This window comes from Hydrotalea lipotrueae (assembly GCF_019249625.1).
In the GTDB taxonomy this organism is placed as follows: domain Bacteria; phylum Bacteroidota; class Bacteroidia; order Chitinophagales; family Chitinophagaceae; genus Hydrotalea; species Hydrotalea flava.
In genome coordinates, this window is record NZ_JAESDL010000027.1 from 13191 (window position 1) to 37363 (window position 24173).

The following is a 24173-nucleotide window of genomic DNA, read 5'->3' on the forward strand; positions in this document are numbered from 1 at the left end:
AAAAAGAGGCTTTCTCTTGCTTTTGAGATAGCCTCTTTTAATTTGAGCCAATTATGAAAATGGATATTTTGTATTGGGCTCAATTTTTTTATTTGTTGTGAATTACCTTTATCAGGAAATTTAAAATTGAGTTGAAAATCCAAAATAATAACTTCTTCCAATGGAAGGAATAATACCTGGTCCAGGATATTCATCAGTTCTTCGTGTAAAATATGATTTATCAGTTAAGTTATTCACACCCACTTTGATTGCAATTTTTTTGATGGTATATGTCATGCTGAGGTCAGCAACTGTATATCCAGGTATATAACCTGCAATTGGGTCAGTACTTGTTTTTACATTTGAAGCATCACCGTAAGCATCACCAATATTATTTATCTGAAAAGTTGCTGAAAAATGGGGGTTATTAAAAATAATTCCAGTGCGATTGATAGTCTTGGCAGCAGCTTCAACCCGGTTGCCCTTGAATTCTCCGGTGGTATATCTGGCATCAATGAAAGCAAACGAATTAAAAATACTAAGTCCTGTTTTTGATTGTGCATTCAGGTATTTTAAAATATTAAATTCCAAATAATTCTCAACACCTTTATGAACACTATTCGCTATATTCTTGCGTACAGAGTATTCCATTCCGGTATTTGGGTCTGTTTGTACTAATACTCCAATTCTATTATTATAAGCCAGATAAAAAACACCCAAATCAAAATTAAAATAATTTTTAATGGTGCCTCTATAACCTAAATCTGCATTGAAGCCATAACTGTCTTTTAGATTGGGGTCAATTCTGGATGTTATTCCGAATGGTTCTAACTGGCTATATTCAATAGGCCGGTATGCCTGGCTGATATTACCGTAAATATTGGTGTAGGTTCCTGTTTTATATGAAATGCCCATGCCAAACAATGGAAAAGTTCTTGATCTGTTTTCTAAAACATTTTGTTTTGTTCCATTAGTAGTTTTATAACCAGTTGCAGTACTGTTTAAATATTCAAATCTAAAACCGGGGATGATGGACAGCTTATCACCGAACTTAAAAATATTTTCAATAAAGGGAGCGATGTTTGTAGTGGTAAAATTTAAGTTATAACCCCAATCGCCCCGGATTGATAAATCAAAATCACTGTTGGTAGTTCCTTCTCCTCCCCCAAGCCTTTTTAACCATGCATATGAATGTCTGATACCTCCTGAAATAGTTGCTTGTTGATGTACAAATTGGTATTGATGCGAAAATCTGAATTCTGTTGTGATGTTTTTCATATTTTGTATCCCCACTTCTCTAGGAACATAGGTATTTGTAATGGGGTCAATTGTATCTTGGGCAGCCGGGCCACCATCTTCGTTTCTCCATACCAGAGAACGATTCCCATATAAATATGTGCTCTTTATACTAATTATGCTGTTTTTAGATAGATTGTAATTCATTGATAAATTAACAATATTCCAAGGCGTTTTCAGCCAGTTTCTGGAACGTGTTGACATTCTGGGATTAGCCTGAAACTGGCTATCTGTTAATCCCCCCGGCATTTGTATGGTATTACGAAGCAAAGAATATTCTGCTGTAACATTCAGCTTTTCAGAAATTTTATACTGCAATTTTCCAAAACCTGATAACTGCCATTGTTTACTATTAGGTCTGTACCCATCCATATAGCGATATTGGATGAAAGCATAATATGATAGTTTTTTAAAATTACCTCCAATTGAATTAAAAGAATTGAAAAGCCCATAACTGCCTGCAGTTTGCGAAGTATAAAATTCAAAGGGTTTATTGGCAGGTGCATCTTTTGTAATATAGTTTACCAAACCTCCAAATTGAGCGCCAAATTGCAATGCTGCTGCACCCCTTACCATTTCAATTCTTTGAACTGCTTCCATAGGAGGAAGGTAATAGGCTTCATTGTATCCATATATATCAGCACTAATGTTATAACCATTTTGGCGGGTATTCATTTCAATGCTTTGAATAGGGTTAAGCCCCCTTGTTGCAATTCCGTTTGCAGTAAAGCCACCTGTTTCAGTTTCAACAATATTTAATCCGGGTATCCTGCCTAAAATTTGTCTGGTATTATTGATAGCCTTATTTGCATCCAAACTATCTACCATAATCACTTCGCTTTTTTTACCGGCATAAATAATTCCATCTTTAAAATCTGGCATGTGACCTATTCCGCGAACGGTTTTAAAACCAATAACTGAAACATTTTTAAGTGTGTGTACGTTTATGCTGTCAATTTTTTGTGAGAATAAAATAATGGGTAATAAAAGCCATTGTAGCAGAAGTATTTTCTTCATGAGATTTTTTTTTCACAAAGAAAATTGCGAAATCAATGATATAATAACTGTATCGGGAAATTCTGTTTACGATATCTGGAATTCAAAATGAGCTACTAAAATATATTTTATTAAAATTATTCTTATATTGTATTATTTTGATGCAAAAAAAACAGCAATAGTTTATAAATGCTGTTTTTTATATATTTTTAAAATTTAATTATTTATTCAACCTCAGCACCCATTCTTTTGCTTACTTTTTTTCTGTCTTCTTCATCCAACACCACTTTACGCATTCTGATGTTTTTAGGCGTTACCTCAATACACTCATCCTGCTGAATGTATTCCATACATTCTTCCAATGTTAATTGAATTTTTGGGGTAATGCGTACACTATCATCGCTACCGCTGGCACGGTGGTTGGTTAATTTTTTAGCTTCTACTGCATTTACATTCAAATCGCCGGGTTTAATATGCTCGGCAATAATTTGTCCGGCATATACTTCTTCGCCGGGTTCAATAAAGAAACGGCCGCGATCCTGTAATTTATCGATAGAATAGGCAGTAGTGGTACCGCCAAATTTAGCAATCAGCACACCATTGTTTCTTCCGGGAATAGGCCCTTTCCAGGGTTTGTATTCACTAAAGCGATGTGCCATTACAGCTTCACCTGCAGTGCCGGTTAACATTTGTGAACGCAAACCAATTAAACCTCTTGAAGGAATTTCAAACTCTAAGTGCTGCATTTCACCTTTGCTTTCCATCACCAGCATTTCACCCTTGCGTTGGGTTACCAAATCAATTACTTTACCACTAAATTCAGCCGGTACATCTACTACTAAAATTTCATAAGGTTCATGCTTCTTGCCATCTACTGTTTTCACCAATACCTGTGGGTTTCCCACGGTTAATTCATATCCCTCGCGGCGCATGGTTTCAACCAATACACCTAAGTGCAGAATGCCCCGTCCAAATACCAAAAAGCTATCGGCACTGTCTGCATCTTCTACTCTAAGGGCTAAGTTTTTCTCTGTTTCTTTCATCAGGCGGTCGCGCAGGTGGCGAGAGGTAACAAACTTTCCGTCTTTACCAAAGAAGGGTGAGTTATTGATGCTGAACATCATACTCATGGTAGGTTCATCCACGCTGATAATGGGTAATCCTTCGGGATTTTCAGTATCGGCAATGGTATCGCCAATGTTAAAATCTTCCAGACCAACAACCGCACATAAATCGCCACACAATACTTCCGTTACTTTGCGTTTGCCCATTCCTTCAAAAACGTATAATTCTTTTACTTTATTTTTTTTGATGCTGCCATCTGCCTGCACCAATGCAATGTTCTGGTTTTCTTTAATGGTACCGCGGGTTACTTTTCCAATTGCAATTCGGCCTAAGAAAGAAGAGTAATCTAATGATGTAATTTGTAATTGCAATGAACCTTCCTGAATGGTAGGTGGTGGTACATGTTTTAAAATGCCATCCATTAACGGGAAAATATCTTCAGTAGGGGTTAGGCTGTCATTAAACCAGCCATTTTTACCGCTGCCATAATAAGTTGGGAAGTTCAGTTGTTCTTCAGTAGCATCTAAGTTAAAGAAGAGTTCAAATACGGCATCATGCACTTCATCGGGGCGGCAATTGGGTTTATCTACTTTATTGATAACAACAATAGGATGCAGATTTAATTGCAATGCTTTTTGCAATACAAAGCGGGTTTGGGGCATGGGGCCTTCAAAAGCATCTACCAATAATATTACCCCATCTGCCATTTTCAATACTCGTTCTACTTCACCGCCAAAATCACTGTGGCCGGGCGTATCAATTACATTGATTTTAACGTCTTTATAAGTAACAGCGGCATTTTTACTAAAAATAGTAATGCCCCTTTCTTTTTCCAGATCATTGCTGTCCATAATTAAGTCGCCGGTTTCCTGATTGTCTCTAAAAACCTTGGTAGCCTGTAGTATGCGGTCTACTAATGTGGTTTTTCCGTGGTCAACGTGTGCAATGATCGCAATATTTCTAATATCCATAAAAAAATTTAAGGCTGCAAAGGTAAGGTTTTACAATGGGTTTACCGCTATTCATCTTTTAGTTAACCTGCTGTTAATACGGAATGCCTTAACTTTATAAAAAATAATACTATTGATACGTTGGATAATTATGCTGTTCGTAAGTGCCATTGGCCTTTCGTTTGTTACCCAAAAAGCTGTGAATGGAGATAAGGTAACAACCCCGCCGGGTACTGTTTTGCTGAAACCGGGGTTATACATCGATGCTTATGAAATTAGTGTGAGCAACTGGAAAGATTTTGCCGAAGGATGGTTATTGGGCCGGGAGAATGATACCGCTACCTATGCCGCTATGTTGCCCGACTCGCTGGTATGGATTTCTTACCGGCAAAGAGGGGAAGAATTTATTCAAACCTATTATCGCAGCAATAGTTACAATAATTATCCCATGGCAGGTATTAGTTATGAACAGGCGCAAGCATTCTGTGCCTGGCGTACCGACCGGGTAAATGAATTGCTGGCACGCATGCCGCATCCTCCTTTTAGAAGTGTTACCTACCGCCTGCCCACTGAGGCTGAATGGGAGTTGGCAGCCAATGGGAAATTAGATTCTATAAAATATCCCTATGGTTATACGGGTATTTACAGCCTGTATAAAGGCGATTCTGTTAAAAATTTTAATTGCCGTTATCCGGATGATGATTCCCTTCGGGTGGGGCAACGCGATATTATGCCGGTTAGTTTTTCCATCCCCAATCAATATGGTATTTACAATATGATTGGCAATGTGGGTGAAATGATTGCCGAAAAAGGGGTAGCCAAAGGCGGGCATTACGATTTGCCAATAGCATATTGTACGGTTAAAGAACGCATGTCGTATAAAAGCCCCAATCGATGGTTAGGGTTTCGGTGTGTATGCGAAGTTGTAACCGCTGCACCCTTTAACCGGAAAAATGAAAAACCAAAAAAACGAAAACCGGTAAAAGGGTTTAGCGATCAATAATTTATACCCGCACATAAATTTTGCGTTTGTCTAAATAATAACCAACCAGCCAGCAAAGCAGCATATACGAAATAGAAAACAAAAACGAGCCGAAATAGGCACCTGCATGGCTATATATGTTTGTGTACAACCACTGAATAACGCCATGGTATCCTTCAATGGGAATCATGTAAAATACCGTTACCAATAGTTCTGACAACAGATAAATGAATAGCGGATTTTTTCCGAATACCTGAAAGAAATAGCTGATTTTACTTTCGCCTAAATTTTTGAAGCTTACAAAATACATAACGGCAGCTATCATCATACAGTCTAACCCAACGGTATGCAATACAAATGCACTGGTCCATAATTTTTTGTTGATGGGGAAGGAGAAGTTCCAGAAATACGACAATACAAATAATCCAAAACCTGCTAATAATAATTTGGTGAGGGTTTCATACGTATTTCCTTTTTTCTGAATAAAGGCGCCTGCCATATAACCTGCAATTACATTGGCAATGGCGGGAATGGTGCTAAGCCAGCCTTCGGGGTCAAAGGCAACCCCCTCGCCATGATACATATGGTTGGGGCCCATTAACCAAACATCTAAGTAATAACCTGCATTGGTAGTCATGCCATAGGGATCGGTAGGGTCGCCCAAATAATACATAATGGCCCAGTAAATAAACAATAGGGCAATGCCAATATATAAAGCAGTTTTAGGTTTTAAAAACCAAATGAGCAGCGATGCAATGCCATAGCAAAGGGCTATCCGTTGTAACACACCCATAATACGTGTGTTGGCAAATGGTGCTGCTTGTATATGGTGTTGTGCATCAAAGTGAAAAAAAGGAAACCAATACATCAGGTAACCCAATAAAAAAATGAGCAGGGTGCGTTTTAAAATTTTGCCTACTACCCAGCTATTGGCTTTGCCTGCCCATTTGGGCATTACAAAACTCATGGCATTTCCTACCGCAAAAAGAAAAGAAGGGAATACCAAATCGGTTGGCGTAAATCCATTCCAGTGGGCATGTTGTAACGGCGCATACGATAATGGACCACCAGGGGTGTTTACAATAATCATGAAACAAATGGTCATGCCTCTGAATATATCTAAGGCAGTAAAGCGTTGTGTGGGGGTTAACATAGCAATCGTTGGTTTGTGGTTAGGGATGCTTAAAAATAAGCAATAAAAAACGCAAACAATGCAAGTGGCCATTAAATTATACCCTTTTTAATGCACAAACCTTTGCGTAATTGCAAAAAAATGCCGGTTCTTTCGGGAATAAAGAACCGGCAAATGTTGGGATGCGTATGAAAAGATTACCAGATTTTTATCCGTTCGTTTTCGGGTAAATACATTTTATTGCCCGGCACCACATGAAATGCTTTGTAGAAAGGGGTAAAATTCATTAAGGGGCCATTTACCCGATACATAGCAGGTGAATGGGGATCGGTATTAATTAACCTACGGGTGTAAGCATCTTTTTCTTTAGAACGCCAAATTTGGGCTAATGATAAAAAGAAGCGCTGGTCGGGTGTAAAGCCATCTGTTTTTTGGGTACTGTCCTGTCCTTCATTAGTCATTTTAAATGCATCATAGGCAATGGCAATACCTCCTATATCGGCCATGTTTTCTCCGGTGGTAAGCGAGCCGTTTACATGCACGGTATCTAATACCGTAAATCCATTGTACAAATGAACAACTTGTTGCGATTTGTTTTTGAACTGATCGTAATCGGCTTTACTCCACCAGTTTTTCAGGTTGCCCTCTTTATCGTATTGCGCACCCTGATCATCAAAACCGTGGGTCATTTCATGGCCAATTACCATGCCTATGCCGCCATAATTAATGGCATCATCGGCCTTGGGATCAAAGAAAGGGAATTGCAGAATACCGGCAGGAAATACAATTTCATTGTATAATGGATTGTAGTAAGCATTGATGGTAGGGGGTGTCATTTCCCATTCTGTTCTATCTACCGGCTTGCCCAATTTCTGTATCATGTATTGATAATTGTTGGCTTCTGCTGCCATTACATTGTTAAAATAATGATTGCGGTCAATATTTACTTTGCTATAATCTCTCCATTTGTCGGGATAACCAATTTTTTTAATAAATGCCTGTAATTTTTCTTTGGCTTTTTGTTTGGTTGAATCGCTCATCCAGTCTAAGCGGTCTATCCTTTGTGCAAAGGCGGTTTGTAAATTATGTACCAATGCATCCATGCGTTGTTTGGCTTCTTTGGTAAAATATTTTTCTACGTACAATTGTCCCAAAGCTTCTCCAATTTGGCTGTCAATGGTACGGTAAACACTTTCCCAACGGGGCTTCATTTGTGTTTGTCCGCTCAATGCCTTCCCGTAAAAGTTAAATGATGCCTGTACAAATGGGGCGCTTAAAATACGTGCTGCACTGTTAATGGTATGCAGGCGCAAATACAACTGCCAGGTGCCTAAGGGCTGAGTAACAATTAATTGATTGAGTTTGGCAAAAAAATCGGGCTGCTGTACGTTTACTGAATCAACCTGAATATTTAATGTTTTTAACAACATGGGCCATTGTAAATTGGGCATTGTTTTGGCAAGTTGGCTTACCGCCATTTTATGATAATTGGTTTGCGGGTCGCGCAGGGCAACATTGGTTTTATGGCTTTCTGCCATTTGTTTCTCCAATGCATACACCAGTTCTACCTGTTTGCCTGCGGTAATGCTATCGGTGCCGGTTAGCATCAATAACTTTTGCATGTAAGTTTTATATGCAGCCACTACAGCCTGAGTAGCAGCATCTGTTTTAAAATAATAATCGCGGTCGGGTAAACCTAAGCCACCCTGCCCAAATACGGCAATGGTAGCCATGCTGTTTTTATCGTCGGGATACACGCCAAAATCGAATAGCATATTGCTGCCGCGGGTATGTGCCTGAGCTGCATATTGAATCATGTTTTCGGGGGTTTTAATGCTGCTGATGGCAGTAAGAAAAGGCTGAATGGGCGTATAGCCCAACTGATCAACTTTAGCTGAGTCCATACCCGATGCAAAAAAGTCGCCTACTTTTTGTTGAATACTGCCTGCCTGCCCCGGATTTTTTTCTGCTTCTTCTAAAATGGTGTGAATGTTGTTTTTGGTGCGGTTATACAAATCCAGAAAAGAGCCGGCACCTACTTCTGAAGCCGGAATGGATGTTTTCTTCATCCAATTGCCGGTTGCATATAAAAAGAAATTATCACCCGGCTTTACCGATGTGTCAATGGCACTCAGGTCAATAAATGCCGATGGCTTTGCCGGCTTTTCTTTACAACCGGTGAATAATGCAACGCTTAACGTAGCGCTGCAAAACGCTGTTTTTACAATATTCATGTGCATGGTTTTTGTGAATGGAATGCCGGTAATGGTTACCACACAGCAATTCCTTTTAATGAAATTCTAAAGTAATACAAAAACATATTGACTGCCTAAAAAGTTGATGAGTGGGAAGTGATGGCATTAAAAAAAATGGAAGATATACAAGCCTGCATTAAAAAAATTACTAATTGTGGTAACAAAATATTTGTTGCCGCAGAATGGATGGGAAGTGTAGTTATAAAAAAAAGGCCGTCTAACATAGAGACAGCCTGCATTGAATGATTTGTTAGGAAACTTTTACCACTTCTTTTTTTTCATTTTGTTTTTTGTGTGGTCTGCTTTTGCCGAAAGAACCTTTAAAACGTTTTCCTTTCGCAGTTTTTTTGTCGCCTCTACCCATAATGAAATAATTTTTAATATTTGTGTGAGGAACAAAAATAAAAAATCCTGCTGAAACAGCAGGATTTAATTCTGTAGTGCAGAAAATTACATTTTGCTGCTTAATTCTTTACCTGCTTTAAAACGGGCAACTTTTTTTGCTTTAATTTTAATAGGTGCACCGGTTTGTGGGTTACGGCCTGTACGGGCAGCACGTTTAGAAACAGAGAAAGTTCCAAAACCTACTAAAGTTACTTTACCGCCACCTTTTAAAGTTTTGGTTACTGCTTCAACAAATGAATCTAAAGCAGCGTTTGCCTGTGTTTTAGTGATTTCAGCATCTTCTGCAATTTTTGCAATTAATTCAGCCTTGTTCATAGATGATTGTTTAATTAGTTAAATAACAAAAACAAATGTATAGGCTTTTGGCAATTAACAAAATAATTTTTCTCAATTTTTAAGCACAGGTTTTGCCCCAAAATCCTGTATTGATAAGGCTTTTGATACAAAATAGAACAAAGTGCTCTTATTTTACTCTGAATAAAAATTTGCTGAAATACAGTGCTGGCAATGATTTTAGCGATTGGTGCGCAAGAAATGAGGCGTAGTAAGGGTTTAGGAGAAATATAGGGAAGTTTGTTCAATGAAAAAACAGGTGCAGAAAAGCTTTCCACATTCAATGCACAACCTGCATTAATGAGCGAAAATTAGTGATTTTATCGCCCCAGGTTTCCGCAATATCCTTTCCTAACTGCGGTGCATGATGCTGTCTGTATTGCTCAAAATCACGCATTTCTCTGGCATAATATTGTATGGCATAGGTATATCCTTCACTTTCATCAGTTTCCAAAACCTTTACCCATTGGTATTGGTAAAAGCAACCCGTTTGCATTACCAATGGAATGTGTTTTTCTTTCATCCATTGCAGCCATGCTTCATGTATGGGCGCTGCTACGTGCGAGGTTACGTTGTATATAATCATATATTCAGTTTTAATGCAGCATATACCGGGCAGTGGTCGCTGTGTTTTACATCAGGTAAAATGGCGGACTCGGTTAATGCATCGGCTAAATTGTTGGTTATGGTAATATAATCAATACGCCAGCCTTTGTTTTGCAGGCGTACGGAAGGAAAACGCTGGCTCCACCAAGAGTAAGCACCTTTTTCGTTGGGATGCAAATGTCTGAATGTATCTACAAATCCTGTTGCTAAAAAGGTATCCATCCAGGCTCTTTCTTCCGGTAAAAATCCCGATGAATTTTTATTGCCTTTCGGATCATGAATATCTATTTCTGTATGTGCAATATTATAATCGCCGGTAATAATTAATTGCGGCCTTGTTTGGCGTAATGTTTTTAAATAATCTAAAAACTCATCTAACCAATGGTATTTATAGGTTTGCCGTTCAGAGCCACTGGTGCCGGATGGGAAGTAGGCATTGATTAACGTAATGGCTCCAAAATCTAATCGTATTACCCTTCCCTCAAAATCGCTTTGTTCTTTTTGGTGGCCCCAAAAAACAGCATCGGGTTTTATTTTGGTGAAAACCGCTACGCCGCTATATCCCTTCTTTTGCGCCGAAAACCAATAGGTATGGTAGCCTAATGTTTCAAAAGCACTGCTGTCTACATCTTCTTTAACGGCTTTGGTTTCCTGTAAACAAATTACATCAGCAGGGTCGGTTTGCAGCCATTCCACAAAACCTTTTTTTATGGCAGCACGGATGCCATTTACATTATAAGAAATAATGCGCATATTTTTTGTTGCCATGGTTCAATTTTTTAACTGAATGTAGTATAGCGGTTATTGTATTAATTTACTTGAATTACTTTGCCTGTGGGGAAAGTAAAACCCAAACTTAACACCAGCTCATAGGTTCCAAAAGCTTGTTTGGCACGGCCTTCATACACTTTTAAATTGCTGTAACGTGCATAATCAACCTTGTTGGCAAATTCTAAATAAGCATATTTAAAAAAGGTAGCACGCACGGCGCCTTCAAAACCCATATTCCACCCACCCAACTGAAAGCCGGCATCGTTATTTTGCCCAAACAACATATTTTGTACATGCGGAATAACAGGACCAATGCCACCTTTGCCCAAGGCATCTATTTTTAAATTGCCATCACCCGTTTGGTAAATATGCCAGCGTTTTACTAAATTAAACAATAAAAAATTAGCACCATTATTTAAATAATAGGCAAAGCCATTGGGTTCATTAAAGGCAACCGTAGTATCTACCTGCCGGTTATTCAATTTGCCCGTAATATGTGCATTCTGGTCGGCAAAAATATATTTGGTGTGGTCGAAGTTGATTTCAAAAAACAAATCTTTTTTTCTGTTAATTAAAAAACCCAGGCGGTAATTGTATTGCGGAATGGAAATAGGAATGCGCAAAATACCTTCATCCCAACCAATATGGTCGTGTGCTTTTACGGCTTTGAAAGTATAATCGTTACCTAATGCCGGTTGTACTACTTTAATGTTGCTGTGGGTGTACCACTCTTTGTTATAACCCCACGAAAAATAAAATTCTCCTTTTCTATTTTTTTTGTGTTTTGTTGTTCCTGTTGTTTGTGCTTTTACAAAGTGCATGCTGCCTGCTACATAAATGAATACCATGGCCATTGCTCTTAACTTACGCTTCATAGTTTGTATTTTATATTTTGATTGCCTGCTGTTTAACCTGTCTATTCAACTCCCCCGATGGTTTGTATGGTTGATAGTGCTATTTCCTTCATGGGTTTACCAATAGGGTATATGAAATTGCCCGCAAAAGTATTGTGTAAATGTTAACCTGCAATTTTTTGATTTCAATTCATTAATTACCGTAATTTGAAATGTAAACCTTACCCCGCATGCTTTATTCTATTGAAATAATAGACAAAGGCGCAGGGCTTTCATCAGGAAATGTTTTAAGTGGATTATTATGAAGACAAGCGAAAGAATTATTCCGGCCACACAGAATTTTTATTTAGAGGGTTCTAAGCCCCGAGTACATGAATTGAAATTTGCATGGCGTGTATTCATAGAGTTTTTGAATAGTTTTCGGGTATTGCATTTTGTAGGCCCCTGTATTACGGTATTTGGAAGCGCAAGGTTTAAACCCAATCATCCATACTATCTGGCAGCAGAAGAATTTGGGAAACGAATTGCCAAAATGGGTTTTACTACCATGACAGGTGGCGGACCGGGCACAATGGAAGCCGCTAATAAAGGCGCTTTTGAAAATGGCGGTCAGTCGGTGGGTTGCAATATTAAACTGCCTTTTGAACAAAAACCCAATCCCTATGTGCATACCTCAATTACGTTCAATCATTTTTTTTCCCGAAAAGTAATGATGGTAAAATATTCGTATGCATTTATTATTATGCCGGGTGGTTTTGGTACCATGGATGAATTTTTTGAAACCCTTACCTTAGTGCAAACCCGCACCATTACTCAGTTTCCAATTGTAATATTTGGGAAAGAATTTTATAAACCATTAATGGATTTTATAGAAGAAATGGCTGAGCAGGGTACCATTACACGTAGTGATATGGATTTGGTACTGTTTACAGATGATTACGACGAAGCCATGAACCATATTAAAACTTATATCCGTAAAAACTATGTGCTAAAGCCCAGAAAGCGTTTCTGGTGGTTATTGGAAACAAAATAGGGTACAGGTTTTACTAATACCTCTGTTTTTTAATCATTCATGCAACCATTTAATTTATTCCCGGATTCAGCTTCCTTAAAAAAATTAAAAAAATTGTAAAGGCAATTTTTATAGCAGTGGTTGTATTTTTGTATGCTTTTTACATTATAAAAAATATAAAATTATTTAAAAAATTAATCATTGTAAACAATACTGATTTCCATAGTGCTTCTTCTAACCGGTTTTTAGGAAACCCCATTTCTTTTGTCTGGCCAGTAGACAGGTTTACATCCATTCTTTTAATTAATTACAAAATGTGCTTTCGGGGCTAATCCGTTTTAAAATATATGCAATGCACTGTAATGTTGTGTGTAGTTTATTTGGGTAGATGGATTTACTTTTATTGTTATTTTAAGCTATTTATCCAAAACCATCCATTCCTGGATGCTGCGGTATACAAACCAATGCATCATCATAACAAATTAAATAGGCTAACTATTTTTAGTTACACCCTTCAAAAAATGTTACATCTTACCACAGCGTGATGAATGGGCCGGCGAGGGATACTTAATTACAGCTGCATACACCACATCCCACTTCACCTTCAATTGATATTCATCAAAAAAAATCATTGCTTCGTTAATAACAGGTTGATGCGAAAAAATAGATTCGCCCGTTGCAAACCGAATACAGACCGCCATTTCCTCCCATTTCCTGCACATTCATCGGCTAACAAAACAGATGGCCATTTACCCAATTCTTTTTTTATATTCTTGATTAATCACTACATTCATTGCGCTAATTTTTTAAGAAGTGCATAGAGGAATGGGGCCTGCAATCGCTGGTAGTTTCATCCTTATTGCCTGTACAAAATAGTGTAAAGCATATTTATCCATATCAATCAACACAACCGTATGAAAAAGAAATCGAACGATGCTACAACCAACCATTCCCGCCGCAATTTTTTACGCAACACTGCATTAGCCGCTACCGGCTTCTATATTGTTCCGCGCCATGTTTTAGGCAAAGGCTTTATTGCGCCTAGCGATAAACTGAATGTTGCCGGTATTGGGATAGGCGGAAAAGGCGAAAGCGATTTATGGAATTTTTACCAAAGCGGCAAAGCCAATATTGTGGGTTTATGCGATGTAGATGACCGTATGGCAAAGACAAGCCGTGCCCGTTATCCTAAAGCAGCTTATTATAAAGACTATCGGGAAATGCTCGATAAAATGCACAATAGCATTGATGCGGTATCTGTATCTACCCCCGACCATATGCATGCGGTAATAGCCATGGCTGCCATGCAATTGCACAAACATGTGTATGTGCAAAAACCCATGGCGCACGATATTTATGAAGCCCGTACCATGACCAAAGCCGCCCATCAATATAAAGTGGTAACACAAATGGGTAACCAGGGTGCTTCCGGTGATGGTGTTCGGCAGTTAAGAGAATGGTACAATGCCGGCATTATTGGTGAAGTAGATACCGTATATTGTTTTACCGACCGTCCCGTATGGCCACAGGGTATGGGCTGGCCCGCTCCTGATCCAAATATACCTGCCGGATTAGATTGGAAATTATGGCAGGGTACAGCTCCCCTAAAAGAATATGTGGATGGCCTGTTGCCTTTTAACTGGCGCGGTTGGTGGGATTATGGTACCGGTGCATTGGGCGATATGGGTTGCCATTTAATGGAAGCGCCATTCCGTGTGCTGGGTTTGGGTTATCCTACCGCCGCAGAATGTAGTGTGGCTACACAATACACCAAGCCATGGACAAGATCCTTTCATCCGGAAAGTGGTCCTATTGCTTCACATATTACCTTAACGTTCAACGTCAATGGCCGCACCGTTAAATTGCATTGGATGGATGGCGGCATACAACCCGACCGTCCGGAAGAGCTGGGGCCAAATGATGTATTTGGCGATGGCGGCAATGCCATTTTATTTGTAGGCAGTAAGGGGAAAATGATGGCTTCCACCTATGCTGAAAATCCTAAATTATTGCCTCTATCCCGAAATGAAGAAGTACATGTGCCACAAACCATTGCTAGGGTTCCTGGCAGTGCCAATGGCCATTATGCCGCCTGGGTAGAAGCCTGTATTGCCGGTTATGGCAGTAAAGAACAGAAAGAACTAAGCTCTAACTTCGATTTAGCCGGTCCCTTAACAGAAATTGTGATTATGGGAAATTTAGCCATTAGAAGTTACAATATTCAGGAGCCCAATCCCAAGAATCCCAATAGCTTTATTTATCCCGGCCGAAATATTCAATTGCAATGGGATGGCGCGAATATGCGGGTAACCAATTTTGATGCTGCCAATGCATTTGTAAAACGGAATTACCAAAATGGCTATCATTTGTAAGCAACGAAAGTTAACCTAATCGTATATATGCACAACGGCGTAGTTTTTCAGCTACGCCGATTTTTTGTAGCATTGGCTATGGATAATCATTTTTTTAAAGCAGAATTGTAGATGTAGCAAAAGCTATAAATTTATAAATGTATCTCGGCGTATGTTTTCAACTACGCCGAATTTTTATGTAGCATTGGCTACGGGAAATCATTTTATCATCATTGGTTGAGTGTAGCGGATGCTACAAAAAAGCAGGGCGTAGGCACAGCCATACGCCCAGTATTTTCTTTTATTAATGTAGCTATGTTGTTATTGATGGCATCTCGGCGTATGTTTTCAACTACGCCGAATTTTTTATGTAGCATTGGCTACGGGAAATCATTTTATCATCATTGGTTGAGTGTAGCGGATGCTACAAAAAAGCAGGGTGTAGGCGCAGCCATACGCCCAGTGAATTCGTTTATTTTTTCAGCTATGTGGTTTTAAAAGCATCTCGGCGTATGTTTTCAACTACGCCGTTTTTTTTTGTAGCATCCGCTACGATTATTCAGTTAATATTTAAAACAGCTGTTTAATCTGAATTCATATAAAATTAACTTTTATTAATCCTTGTCTGCCAATATAATCTCTTGCACTGCTCAGTAAATAATCCTCTGCATTTTCAACTAACCCTGCATTAACTGGATTTTGATGTATGTAGGATAATTTTGTAGTGTACATGTCTTTAATATGTGGATCCATATATATCGCATGATTTTCATGTGTCCAAAGTTGATAATTAGTATTTCTTACATGTTGTTGCGCTGCATGTTTAAATTGAAATAACATCCAGATTCGTCTGCTTTCTACCTCTTCTTGTATTGAATGAAGAATTTGCTTACTGGTGTGGCGTTTAAAATCCCGGATAGTATTTGATAGTGTGTTATTGGAACTGGATAATATGCAATGCACATGATTGCTCATTATACACCAGGCATGTACATTTAAACATTTTTGTTCGATGCAGAAATTTAAAGAATCAATTACTATATCGCAATACCTTTTTCTGGTAAATACATCTATCCAGGCAACTACTTGAAAGGTTACAAAATAAACGCCACTTTGGTCTTTTATTACATAACTATCAGGCATAAATAATAAATGTTTTATTAAAATTACATTATTGTTGTATTATTCTATTTACACTATAATAGCAGTATTATTTGTACAAGTTAAGCCGTAACTCGGCGTATGTTTTCAACTACGCCGATTTTTTTTTGTAGCATTGGCTACGGGAAATCATTTTTTCATCATTGGTTGAGTGTAGCGGATGCTACAAAAAAGCAGGGCGTAGGCACAGCCATACGCCCAGTATTTTCTTTTATTAATGTAGCTATGTTGTTATTGATGGCATCTCGGCGTATGTTTTCAACTACGCCGAATTTTTTTGTAGCATTGGCTACGGATAATCATTATTTAAAAGCAGAATTGTAGATGTAGCAAAAGCTACAAATTTATAAACGTATCTCGGCGTATATTTTCAACTACGCCGTTTTTTTTGTAGCATTTGCTACCCAACTCCCATCCCCAATTTTTAGCAAAACCAAAATTTCACCACACCAAATTATTCTGTTTTAGTTTAATACAAACATCCTTATATTTGCGCTCATTATAACGAAACTTAATACTGCCCGCATGGTGCATTCATACAAAACCTTCTTGCTTCGTTTTTGCCTGATGATGGGTTTCGCATTGCTTACCCTCTTATCCCGTGCACAATTGCCTGTTGATATCAATCAATTAACCGACCAACAACTCATTCAATATGTACAACAAGCCAATTTGTCCGGTTTAAGTGAAGCCGATCTGGTAGCCAAAGCCCGTGCAAAAGGTTTATCTGACGATCAAATTGCTACCCTTAAACAACGTATTCAGGCACTGAACCTTGGTGCTACCACCGGCAGTGGCAACAGCAGCGGCAATATTAGCAGCAAACGCAACCGTATACCCACTATCGGCCCAGGGTATCGCGATTCTGCCATGGGCTTACAAATATTTGGAGCCGACTTATTCTCGCAAGATAACCTCACCTTCGAACCTAATTTAAACATACCCACCCCCGCCAATTATGTGCTGGGTGCCGGCGATGAATTGGTGATTGATATTTATGGTTATTCTGAAAATACCAAAAAATTACAGGTAACCCCCGATGGGTATATTCGTTACCCCAATCTCGGCCCTTTAAAAGTAATGGGGTTAACCATTGAGGAGGCTACCAAAAAAATAAAAGGTGCTTTATTAAAAATATATCCCGGCATTGCCGCCGGCAATACCTCTGTACAGGTAACCCTGGGGCAAATTAGAAGTATTAAAGTAACCATGATTGGCGAAATTGCCCGTCCGGGTACTTATTCACTGCCTTCCCTTGCAACCATTGCCAATGCCCTGTATGTTTCCGGAGGGCCAAATAAAATTGGTAGTTTGCGGCACATCAGCCTCATGCGCAATGGCAAACAGGTAACTGCCTTCGATTTTTATGATTTTCTCCTGAAAGGCGATTTATCTAAAAATGCCTTGTTACAGGATGGCGATGTAATTAGTGTGGCCCCTTATCAATTGCGGGTAGCCATTAAAGGTGCCATTAAAAAGCCCGCCATTTATGAGCTGGGTGCAGCAGATAATCTTTCTACAGTATTGCAATACAGTGGTGGTTTTGCTGATATTGCCTATAAAGCCAGGGTACGCATACAACGTTTTGGCACTGCCAACCGCGAAATGTTAACCATACCTGCCAATCAGTTCCAACAATTCAAATTGGTATCGGGCGATGCCATATTGGTAGATAGTATTGCCAACCTGTATGCCAACAGGGTATTGGTAAGCGGTGCGGTGTACCATCCCGGCACTTATGGCTTAAACGATATGCCTACCCTGCAACAATTGGTAAAAGCGGTGCAGCCCAGAGAAGATGCGTATGTAAACCGTGCCGTTATCCGCCGGTTAGATAAAGATTACCAGCCTTTGCTCCTGAATTTTAATGTGCAGGATGTAATGGATGGTAAATACAATATTCCGCTGCAGCGGGAAGATTCCATCCATATTTATGCCATACCCGATGTACGGGAAAAATACCGGGTAACCATTACCGGCGAAGTGAATAAACCCACTCAGTATCCCTTTGCAGAAAATATGAAAGTAGAAGATTTAATTTTAATGGCCGGCGGGTTAAAAGATGGTGCCAGCTTAAAACAAATTGAAGTGTCAAGGCGTATCCGTTCCGCTACCAATCCGGCCGATTCAAACGCCTATGCCATTATTAAAGAAATTAATTTAACCGACGATAACCTTGCCAATGATACCGCCAATAATATCAGTCTGCAACCCTTCGATATTGTTTCTGTTCGCCGTTCACCATTGTATAAAGACCAGATTACCGTGGATGTACAGGGCGAAGTACTCTATCCCGGCCAATACACCGTATCAGCCAATACCGAACGGTTGAGTGATGTAATTAAAAGAGCCGGTGGTTTAAAAGAAGATGCCTATCCATCCGGGGCCATCCTCATCCGCAATACTTACCAGCAGCAAACAGCGGCAGATAGTACGCTGATTAATAATAAACTGAATGCCTTAGAGGCCCAAAGCGGTAATGCTTTAAACACTACTGATGCTAATGGTGCAGCCCTTTTAACCGACAGTACCCAAAAAAGCCAGTTAGAAGCTTCCATTACCGAAGCCAAAAAGCAGGTAGGTATCCGTTTAGGGGAGGCATTGAACAACCCAGGTTCTGTATATAATTTACTGTTAGAAGAAGGGGATGTAATTAAAGTACCCAAACAATTGCAAACCGTACAATCCTTTGGTGGGGTATATGTATCGCAGAAAGTGGTGTACACCAAGGGCTTAACCTTTAGAAAAGTAATTGACCAGTCGGGCGGCTATCAGCAAAATGCCTCCCGTAAAAGAAGTTATGTAATTTATCCCAATGGAGAGATACGGAGTACCAAACACTTTCTGTTTTTTAAAACCTATCCGGCCATTAAACCGGGGGCAGAAGTGTATGTACCCATCCGCAAGCGCACATCGGCTAACGAAATTGCCAGTACCGGTGCTGCCTTTGCCTCTATTGCCGGATTAATTGTATCGTTGGTATATTTAATTAAAAAATAAGCAAGCCGCAACGGTGTATGACACAAACAACCGAACCACAAGAAGAATATTATAGTCTGGCCGATATACTGCAACAGGTAAAAGCCTTTTTGCGCTACCTGCGGCAGCAATGGGTATGGCTGTTAATAGCTGCTGTATTGGGCATTGGCGGTGGTGTATTGTATTATTACCTGCAAAAACCGGCTTACCAGGCAGAAGAAACCTTTATATTAGAAGAAAAATCGCCCGGCGGCGGTGGCTTAGCCGGACTGGCCTCACAGTTTGGGTTTGATGTGGGTAGTTTAACCGGTGGCGGTAGTATTTTTGCAGGCGATAATATTCTCGACATTTTAACCTCCCGCCGTATTGTAGAGCATGTATTGTTAAGCAAGGTAGACAGTACCCGGCCCGACAGCCCTACATTAACCGACCTGTTTTTAGATTTTACGAAACTAAAAAAAGCCTGGCATAAGAAACCGGGTTTGGATACCATTAACTTTTACCGGGTAAACGGACGTAACAGCATGAGCTTGTTGCAGGATAGTGTGCTGCACGAAGTGTATAAATTGGTTACGAAGAAATATGTATCGGTGAGCCGGCTCAATAAAAAAGGTTCCATCATAACCATTAATGCCACTTCCATTAACCCCGATTTTTCGTTGCTATTGGTACAGCGCATGGTAAGAGAAGCCAGCGATTTGTATATTGATATCAAAACCTCGGTATCGGCCGCCAATGTAAACCGCCTGCAGCAAAAGGCTGATTCCCTGTTGGCCTTATTGAACAACAAAAGCTACCAGGTAGCCGGCATGCAAATTAACGATGCCAATCCGGCGTTAAAATCATTATTGGTACCAACCGAATTAGCCTCCCGCGACCGTACTGTATTGGCCACCCTGTACACCGAAGTAGTAAAGAATTTAGAAACCGTACGTACCACCTTAATGTTACAAACCCCCGTAATTGAGGTATTAGATATGCCCCATGCACCGTTAGAGGATGGGAAGAAGCATTTAAGTATTGTATTAGTAATAGGATTGATAGGAGGGATTTTTATTGGCATGCTATATGCTTTTTACCGGTATATGCAAAAGGGTTGGGCAATAGCAGAGGCAGCAAAAACACATCCAGGAATATCATAGCAGGGTTGAAACGGAGTGGTTTTAAAAATATATTTTGTTCAATAGAAGTTTTTATAGAGGCTGCACGCTCGTAATGGGAGTGAGGGTGGCGAAGCCATAAAATACTATTTATATATACACATACATTATGAACTTTAAATTCTATCATGGTAATTAGTGCATATCATTTATTTTCTAAGCTTCCGGTAGATATTTTTTAATAGAGGATAAAATAATGGCTTTTTTGAAGCATTGTATCCGCAACCAGATATTTTAATAACACAGTTGAACTCAAAATACCTTTCTTTAGCTAACAAAACTGTAGAATTTTAGAAAGTTAGGGTACGATTAAAGTAACTTTACTTTAATAATTAATTGCGTTTTTGAAAATGAGTAAAATACGAATAAAAAATTTTGGGCCAATAAAAGAGGGTTATAAGGAAGATGAGGGTTGGCTTGATATTAAAAAAGTAACAGTTTTTATAGGGAACCAGGGATCAGGGAAAAGTACTGTTGCAAAACTAATATCAACATTTAGCTGGATTGAAAAAGCATTGGTTAGAGGTGATTATAATAAAAAATGGCTGGAAAGAAAAAACAAGTTAAAAAACCAATTCCTTAATTATCACCGTTTAGAAAACTATTTCAAAATTAATGGAATAGATCATAGTATTATTGAATATAGAGGAGATGCTTTTAATATTAATTATCAAAATGGAACTGTTTCCATTGAAGAAGTAAGGAATAATGCTTATCCACTGCCACAAATTATGTATGTTCCGGCAGAGAGAAACTTCATTGCTTATGTAAAAACTCCAAAAGAATTAAAACTTTCTTCCGCTTCACTAAAGGAATTTTTAACCGAATTTGATAATGCTAAGGAAGATTTAAAAGGGTTACTTACACTGCCTGTTAACAAAACTGAAATTGAATATGATAAGTTAAATAATACATTAAATTTAAAAGGCGAAGGCTATAAGTTAAAATTAACGGAGGCTTCAAGTGGTTTTCAATCACTTGTTCCTTTGTATTTGGTTTCACACTATCTGGCTCATTCGGTAAAAAAACAAAGTGAATCAAATAAAGAACCCATGAGCAGTGAAGAAATGCAAAGATTTAAAAAAGGAGTTGAAGAAATTTGGAAAAATGATAGTTTAACTGATGAACAAAAAAGAATTGCGTTATCTGTTTTGTCATCTAAGTTCAACAAAACAGCTTTTATTAACATTGTTGAAGAGCCTGAACAAAACCTATACCCTTTATCTCAACAAAAAATGCTTTACAGCCTGTTAGAATTTAACAATATGAATAAAGGTAATAAGTTAATTATTACTACCCATAGTCCTTATTTAATTAATTATTTAACACTTGCTGTAAAGGCGCATTTCATAAAAAACAACTTAAAAGAGGCAATAACCCAGGAGAGGTTGAATAAAATTGTTCCCATAAAAGCTACATTAAAGGGTGATGATCTCGCAATATATGAATTAAATGAAATGGATGGATCCATCAAAAAACTGGAAACTCAAAACGGGCTGCCATCTGACAATAATGAGCTCAATAAAAAGCTGGAAGAAAGTAATGAATTATTTGCCCAACTTTTAGAAATACAGCAACAGATATGATGGTTGATGCGTTTCAGGTAGAAAAATGCAAATCATACTCCGTTAAAAAAAAATTTGGACTATGTGATGAGCCCCATCCGGCACATAATCCTGCTTATATTGATGAAACCAATGGTGCCAGATGGATAGCAGTGGTTGAAAATGAAAATGGTTTTTTAACCACATTTATGGCAATTGACAATTGTATTGTATTGAAAAGGGCAGATGGAAAAATGGATAAACGGTGCGATGGGATGCTCACTTACAAATTAACGGTAATATTTGTAGAACTAAAGGATAGGGGAGCAAAAGGGAATGCATGGGTAGAAGATGCAGTTCCACAATTAAAATCTACCATCACGCATTTTGAAAATTCGCAAATGGCCGCCAACTTTAAACATAAGAAAGCATACATTTCAAACCGTGAACATCCAAAATTTAAAACAAGCCAAAAAGAGCGAATGGAAAAGTTTTTTATGGATACAGGATATATTTTAAGAATCGAAGCAAGGATAAAACTGGAATAATAAGCACAGATTACCATTTCTATTAATGCTATGCAACAAAAGTGGTTAAATTGAAATAGGATATATCATGTAGCTTTAGCATAGTCTATTAATTTTGCGCTTAGTGATTTAAAATTGTTGAATAAAAGATAGAAAAAATAAATTAAGTAGATAAAATGCGAATTACCCAACAACAGGCAAAAGCCATTGTACAGCAGGTGAATGCCATTGATGCGGCTGCTGCCGTTTATTTATATGGCAGCCGGGTAAATGATGCATTGAAAGGGGGTGATATAGACATAGCCATCGTGAGTGATAACATCGCCATAAAAGATAAAGTAGCCATACAGATGAACCTGTATGATGTATTGGAAGGTTTAAAATTAGATATTTTAGTGGTGGATGATGCAACAATGCCTTTTTGGCAAGTGGTGCAGCCAAGCGCCATTAATTTGAAAGCGTATGTTGAATAAACAGTTAGCGTTGTTAAGAGCAGATTTTGCTTTGCTGGAAGAAGCCATGCAGCAAATGGAATATTCTATACAGAAATGTAAAGATTTAATTGAAATGCCTGTTGAAGCATATACCCCTGAAGCGTTGGAGCATATTGAAGCGTATACAGCACGGTTTGCAAGGCTCTCAGATATGTATTTAAAAAAAATTATTCGAAATATTGCAGTAATGGAAGGCTATGCCACCAATTCATTTAGGGAAACCTTAGAGTTAGGATCAAAATTAGGTTTTATAGCCAATGCAAATGTGTTGTTAGAAATAAGGGTATTTAGAAATGAAATTGCACATGATTACATTCCCTTATCGCAAAGAAAAATTTTTGTGGAAGTAAACAGGGTATTGCCTTTTTTACTGGAAAACATTCAAACCAGTAAAAACTATATGGTTCAAAATGGCTGGTTGTAATATTTTTTAGCAGCTAAAACAAAATTGGATTGATAGTTATAACAAGGTTATTCAAAAAAAATATTTTTAAAGACTTTTTATCGGTATCACTGATACAGGGGTTGAAATGAATTAAACAATAACAAATAGTTGGTTATAATTTTTAGATGAAAAATTTATAATAAAATATTTATATGAAAAAATTAAATTTGGGCTGTGGGTTAGATATAAGAGAAGGATACATTAATCTAGATATGCATAAGCTAAATGGAGTGGATATCGTACATGATGTAAATAAACTGCCATTGCCATTTGCAGAAAATGAATTTGATTATATACTATGTCAAGATGTACTTGAGCATGTTGATAATTTCATTGGTTTAATGAAGGAATTAAACCGAATAATTAAGAAAGATGGTATAATCGAGATTCGTGTTCCACATTTTACCTCTGCAAATAATTATGCTGACCCGACTCACCGAAATAGATTTTCTGTGAGAACTTTTTATTTTTTTACAGAAAAATCTCGCTTTGATAGGAATTATTATTTTGATTTTTCATTTAAAAGTATCGAGGAAATAAAATTAACATACAGTAAGAAGATAATTTACAATTTTCCTTTTTTTATAATTTTTAATTTAAATATTTCTGTTTTAGATATCTATGAGAATACTTTCTTTTCGCGTATTTTTCCAGCAGTCAATTTAGTTGTAAAATTGAGAAAATGAGTTAATATTAAAATATCTCTATGATCAATTTAACTAAAGAAAAATTTAGACTGATTAAAAATTTTCTAAGTATAGGATTTTATCAGTTAAATAATTTTATTTTCCAATTGTTACTAACTCCATTTCTGATTAAAAGGGTTGGCTTTTTAAATTTTGGCATTATTTCTACCTGTCTCTTATACACATCTGA

Annotated in this window: 22 protein-coding genes; 11 read left to right on the forward strand and 11 right to left on the reverse strand. The window is 38.1% G+C overall.

What is annotated here, in order from left to right:
* Positions 1-120: 120 nt before the first annotated feature.
* Both JK139_RS13450 and typA read right to left on the reverse strand, forming a co-directional pair.
* Positions 121-2292 (reverse strand): TonB-dependent receptor family protein, encoded by a 2172-nt coding sequence (locus JK139_RS13450; protein WP_218331553.1) that lies wholly within the window; start codon positions 2290-2292, stop codon positions 121-123.
* 203 nt (positions 2293-2495) lie between these two features.
* Entirely contained in the window at positions 2496-4307 is a 1812-nt protein-coding gene (gene typA, locus JK139_RS13455) for a translational GTPase TypA (RefSeq protein ID WP_074418345.1), read from the reverse strand.
* 112 nt (positions 4308-4419) lie between these two features.
* Here typA and JK139_RS13460 point away from each other — a divergent pair, with 112 nt between their 5' ends.
* Positions 4420-5289: a formylglycine-generating enzyme family protein gene (locus tag JK139_RS13460; protein WP_176713008.1), complete on the forward strand. Its 870-nt coding sequence runs from the start codon at positions 4420-4422 to the stop codon at positions 5287-5289.
* A gap of 1 nt (position 5290) precedes the next feature.
* On the opposite strand, the gene JK139_RS13465 is transcribed toward JK139_RS13460, so the two are convergent.
* The 7 genes from JK139_RS13465 to JK139_RS13495 form a co-directional block, all read right to left on the reverse strand.
* Positions 5291-6421 (reverse strand): acyltransferase family protein, encoded by a 1131-nt coding sequence (locus JK139_RS13465; RefSeq protein WP_074419563.1) that lies wholly within the window; start codon positions 6419-6421, stop codon positions 5291-5293.
* 176 nt (positions 6422-6597) lie between these two features.
* On the reverse strand, positions 6598-8634 hold the full coding sequence (locus JK139_RS13470) for a M13 family metallopeptidase (protein WP_218331555.1): 2037 nt from the start codon (positions 8632-8634) through the stop codon (positions 6598-6600).
* Between the two features lie 271 nt (positions 8635-8905).
* Positions 8906-9019 carry a 30S ribosomal protein THX gene (locus JK139_RS13475; RefSeq protein WP_218331563.1) on the reverse strand — a complete coding sequence of 38 codons (114 nt, stop codon included), beginning with the start codon at positions 9017-9019 and terminating at the stop codon, positions 8906-8908.
* An 86-nt stretch (positions 9020-9105) separates the two neighbouring features.
* Positions 9106-9375: an HU family DNA-binding protein gene (locus JK139_RS13480; RefSeq protein WP_068246313.1), complete on the reverse strand. Its 270-nt coding sequence runs from the start codon at positions 9373-9375 to the stop codon at positions 9106-9108.
* 298 nt (positions 9376-9673) lie between these two features.
* Positions 9674-9979, reverse strand: a complete 306-nt coding sequence (locus JK139_RS13485) for a DUF4286 family protein (RefSeq protein WP_218331565.1) — start codon at positions 9977-9979, stop codon at positions 9674-9676.
* Complete coding sequence (locus JK139_RS13490; protein WP_228733238.1) at positions 9976-10767, reverse strand: exodeoxyribonuclease III; 792 nt, start codon at positions 10765-10767, stop codon at positions 9976-9978. The genes JK139_RS13485 and JK139_RS13490 overlap by 4 nt, the downstream gene beginning before the upstream one ends.
* 41 nt (positions 10768-10808) lie before the next feature.
* Positions 10809-11645 carry a hypothetical protein gene (locus tag JK139_RS13495; RefSeq protein ID WP_218331567.1) on the reverse strand — a complete coding sequence of 279 codons (837 nt, stop codon included), beginning with the start codon at positions 11643-11645 and terminating at the stop codon, positions 10809-10811.
* Positions 11646-11925: 280 nt separating this feature from the next.
* On the opposite strand from JK139_RS13495, the gene JK139_RS13500 reads away from it, so the two are divergent.
* Positions 11926-12657 (forward strand): LOG family protein, encoded by a 732-nt coding sequence (locus JK139_RS13500; protein ID WP_218331576.1) that lies wholly within the window; start codon positions 11926-11928, stop codon positions 12655-12657.
* A gap of 503 nt (positions 12658-13160) precedes the next feature.
* On the opposite strand, the gene JK139_RS13505 is transcribed toward JK139_RS13500, so the two are convergent.
* Positions 13161-13337 carry a hypothetical protein gene (locus JK139_RS13505; protein WP_218331578.1) on the reverse strand — a complete coding sequence of 59 codons (177 nt, stop codon included), beginning with the start codon at positions 13335-13337 and terminating at the stop codon, positions 13161-13163.
* A gap of 213 nt (positions 13338-13550) precedes the next feature.
* Between JK139_RS13505 and JK139_RS13510 the strand changes: the two genes are divergently transcribed.
* Positions 13551-15008: a Gfo/Idh/MocA family protein gene (locus JK139_RS13510; protein ID WP_218331580.1), complete on the forward strand. Its 1458-nt coding sequence runs from the start codon at positions 13551-13553 to the stop codon at positions 15006-15008.
* 216 nt (positions 15009-15224) lie between these two features.
* Positions 15225-15485: a hypothetical protein gene (locus JK139_RS13515; protein WP_218331588.1), complete on the forward strand. Its 261-nt coding sequence runs from the start codon at positions 15225-15227 to the stop codon at positions 15483-15485.
* Positions 15486-15581: 96 nt separating this feature from the next.
* Here JK139_RS13515 and JK139_RS13520 read toward each other — a convergent pair whose 3' ends face one another.
* Positions 15582-16130: an REP-associated tyrosine transposase gene (locus tag JK139_RS13520; protein WP_218331590.1), complete on the reverse strand. Its 549-nt coding sequence runs from the start codon at positions 16128-16130 to the stop codon at positions 15582-15584.
* Between the two features lie 543 nt (positions 16131-16673).
* Here JK139_RS13520 and JK139_RS13525 point away from each other — a divergent pair.
* From JK139_RS13525 to JK139_RS13555, 7 genes are all read left to right on the forward strand, one after another.
* Positions 16674-19148: an SLBB domain-containing protein gene (locus tag JK139_RS13525; protein ID WP_218331592.1), complete on the forward strand. Its 2475-nt coding sequence runs from the start codon at positions 16674-16676 to the stop codon at positions 19146-19148.
* A gap of 17 nt (positions 19149-19165) precedes the next feature.
* Positions 19166-20269 carry a Wzz/FepE/Etk N-terminal domain-containing protein gene (locus tag JK139_RS13530; RefSeq protein ID WP_218331594.1) on the forward strand — a complete coding sequence of 368 codons (1104 nt, stop codon included), beginning with the start codon at positions 19166-19168 and terminating at the stop codon, positions 20267-20269.
* Positions 20270-20637: 368 nt separating this feature from the next.
* Entirely contained in the window at positions 20638-21873 is a 1236-nt protein-coding gene (locus tag JK139_RS13535; RefSeq protein WP_218331596.1) for an AAA family ATPase, read from the forward strand.
* Positions 21870-22379, forward strand: a complete 510-nt coding sequence (locus JK139_RS13540; protein ID WP_218331598.1) for a hypothetical protein — start codon at positions 21870-21872, stop codon at positions 22377-22379. Before JK139_RS13535 ends, JK139_RS13540 begins: the two co-directional genes overlap by 4 nt.
* A 155-nt stretch (positions 22380-22534) precedes the next feature.
* A complete protein-coding gene (locus tag JK139_RS13545; RefSeq protein ID WP_218331600.1) occupies positions 22535-22831 on the forward strand; it encodes a nucleotidyltransferase domain-containing protein in 297 nt (98 codons plus the stop codon).
* Positions 22821-23276, forward strand: coding sequence for a hypothetical protein (locus tag JK139_RS13550; RefSeq protein ID WP_218331602.1), 456 nt, complete (start codon positions 22821-22823; stop codon positions 23274-23276). The genes JK139_RS13545 and JK139_RS13550 overlap by 11 nt, the downstream gene beginning before the upstream one ends.
* A gap of 173 nt (positions 23277-23449) precedes the next feature.
* Positions 23450-23983, forward strand: a complete 534-nt coding sequence (locus JK139_RS13555) for a class I SAM-dependent methyltransferase (RefSeq protein ID WP_218331604.1) — start codon at positions 23450-23452, stop codon at positions 23981-23983.
* The last annotated feature ends 190 nt before the right edge of the window (positions 23984-24173 follow it).

Bases quoted from the DNA above. Each gene is read 5' to 3' on its own strand.
- JK139_RS13450 (WP_218331553.1), bottom strand. From the start codon at position 2,292: ATGAAGAAAATACTTCTGCTACAATGGCTTTTATTACCCATTATTTTA.
- typA (WP_074418345.1), bottom strand. From the start codon at position 4,307: ATGGATATTAGAAATATTGCGATCATTGCACACGTTGACCACGGAAAA.
- JK139_RS13465 (WP_074419563.1), bottom strand. From the start codon at position 6,421: ATGTTAACCCCCACACAACGCTTTACTGCCTTAGATATATTCAGAGGC.
- JK139_RS13470 (WP_218331555.1), bottom strand. From the start codon at position 8,634: ATGAATATTGTAAAAACAGCGTTTTGCAGCGCTACGTTAAGCGTTGCA.
- JK139_RS13475 (WP_218331563.1), bottom strand. From the start codon at position 9,019: ATGGGTAGAGGCGACAAAAAAACTGCGAAAGGAAAACGTTTTAAAGGT.
- JK139_RS13480 (WP_068246313.1), bottom strand. From the start codon at position 9,375: ATGAACAAGGCTGAATTAATTGCAAAAATTGCAGAAGATGCTGAAATC.
- JK139_RS13485 (WP_218331565.1), bottom strand. From the start codon at position 9,979: ATGATTATATACAACGTAACCTCGCACGTAGCAGCGCCCATACATGAA.
- JK139_RS13490 (WP_228733238.1), bottom strand. From the start codon at position 10,767: ATGGCAACAAAAAATATGCGCATTATTTCTTATAATGTAAATGGCATC.
- JK139_RS13495 (WP_218331567.1), bottom strand. From the start codon at position 11,645: ATGAAGCGTAAGTTAAGAGCAATGGCCATGGTATTCATTTATGTAGCA.
- JK139_RS13500 (WP_218331576.1), top strand. From the start codon at position 11,926: ATGAAGACAAGCGAAAGAATTATTCCGGCCACACAGAATTTTTATTTA.
- JK139_RS13505 (WP_218331578.1), bottom strand. From the start codon at position 13,337: ATGGCGGTCTGTATTCGGTTTGCAACGGGCGAATCTATTTTTTCGCAT.
- JK139_RS13510 (WP_218331580.1), top strand. From the start codon at position 13,551: ATGAAAAAGAAATCGAACGATGCTACAACCAACCATTCCCGCCGCAAT.
- JK139_RS13520 (WP_218331590.1), bottom strand. From the start codon at position 16,130: ATGCCTGATAGTTATGTAATAAAAGACCAAAGTGGCGTTTATTTTGTA.
- JK139_RS13525 (WP_218331592.1), top strand. From the start codon at position 16,674: ATGGTGCATTCATACAAAACCTTCTTGCTTCGTTTTTGCCTGATGATG.
- JK139_RS13530 (WP_218331594.1), top strand. From the start codon at position 19,166: ATGACACAAACAACCGAACCACAAGAAGAATATTATAGTCTGGCCGAT.
- JK139_RS13535 (WP_218331596.1), top strand. From the start codon at position 20,638: ATGAGTAAAATACGAATAAAAAATTTTGGGCCAATAAAAGAGGGTTAT.
- JK139_RS13540 (WP_218331598.1), top strand. From the start codon at position 21,870: ATGATGGTTGATGCGTTTCAGGTAGAAAAATGCAAATCATACTCCGTT.
- JK139_RS13545 (WP_218331600.1), top strand. From the start codon at position 22,535: ATGCGAATTACCCAACAACAGGCAAAAGCCATTGTACAGCAGGTGAAT.
- JK139_RS13550 (WP_218331602.1), top strand. From the start codon at position 22,821: ATGTTGAATAAACAGTTAGCGTTGTTAAGAGCAGATTTTGCTTTGCTG.
- JK139_RS13555 (WP_218331604.1), top strand. From the start codon at position 23,450: ATGAAAAAATTAAATTTGGGCTGTGGGTTAGATATAAGAGAAGGATAC.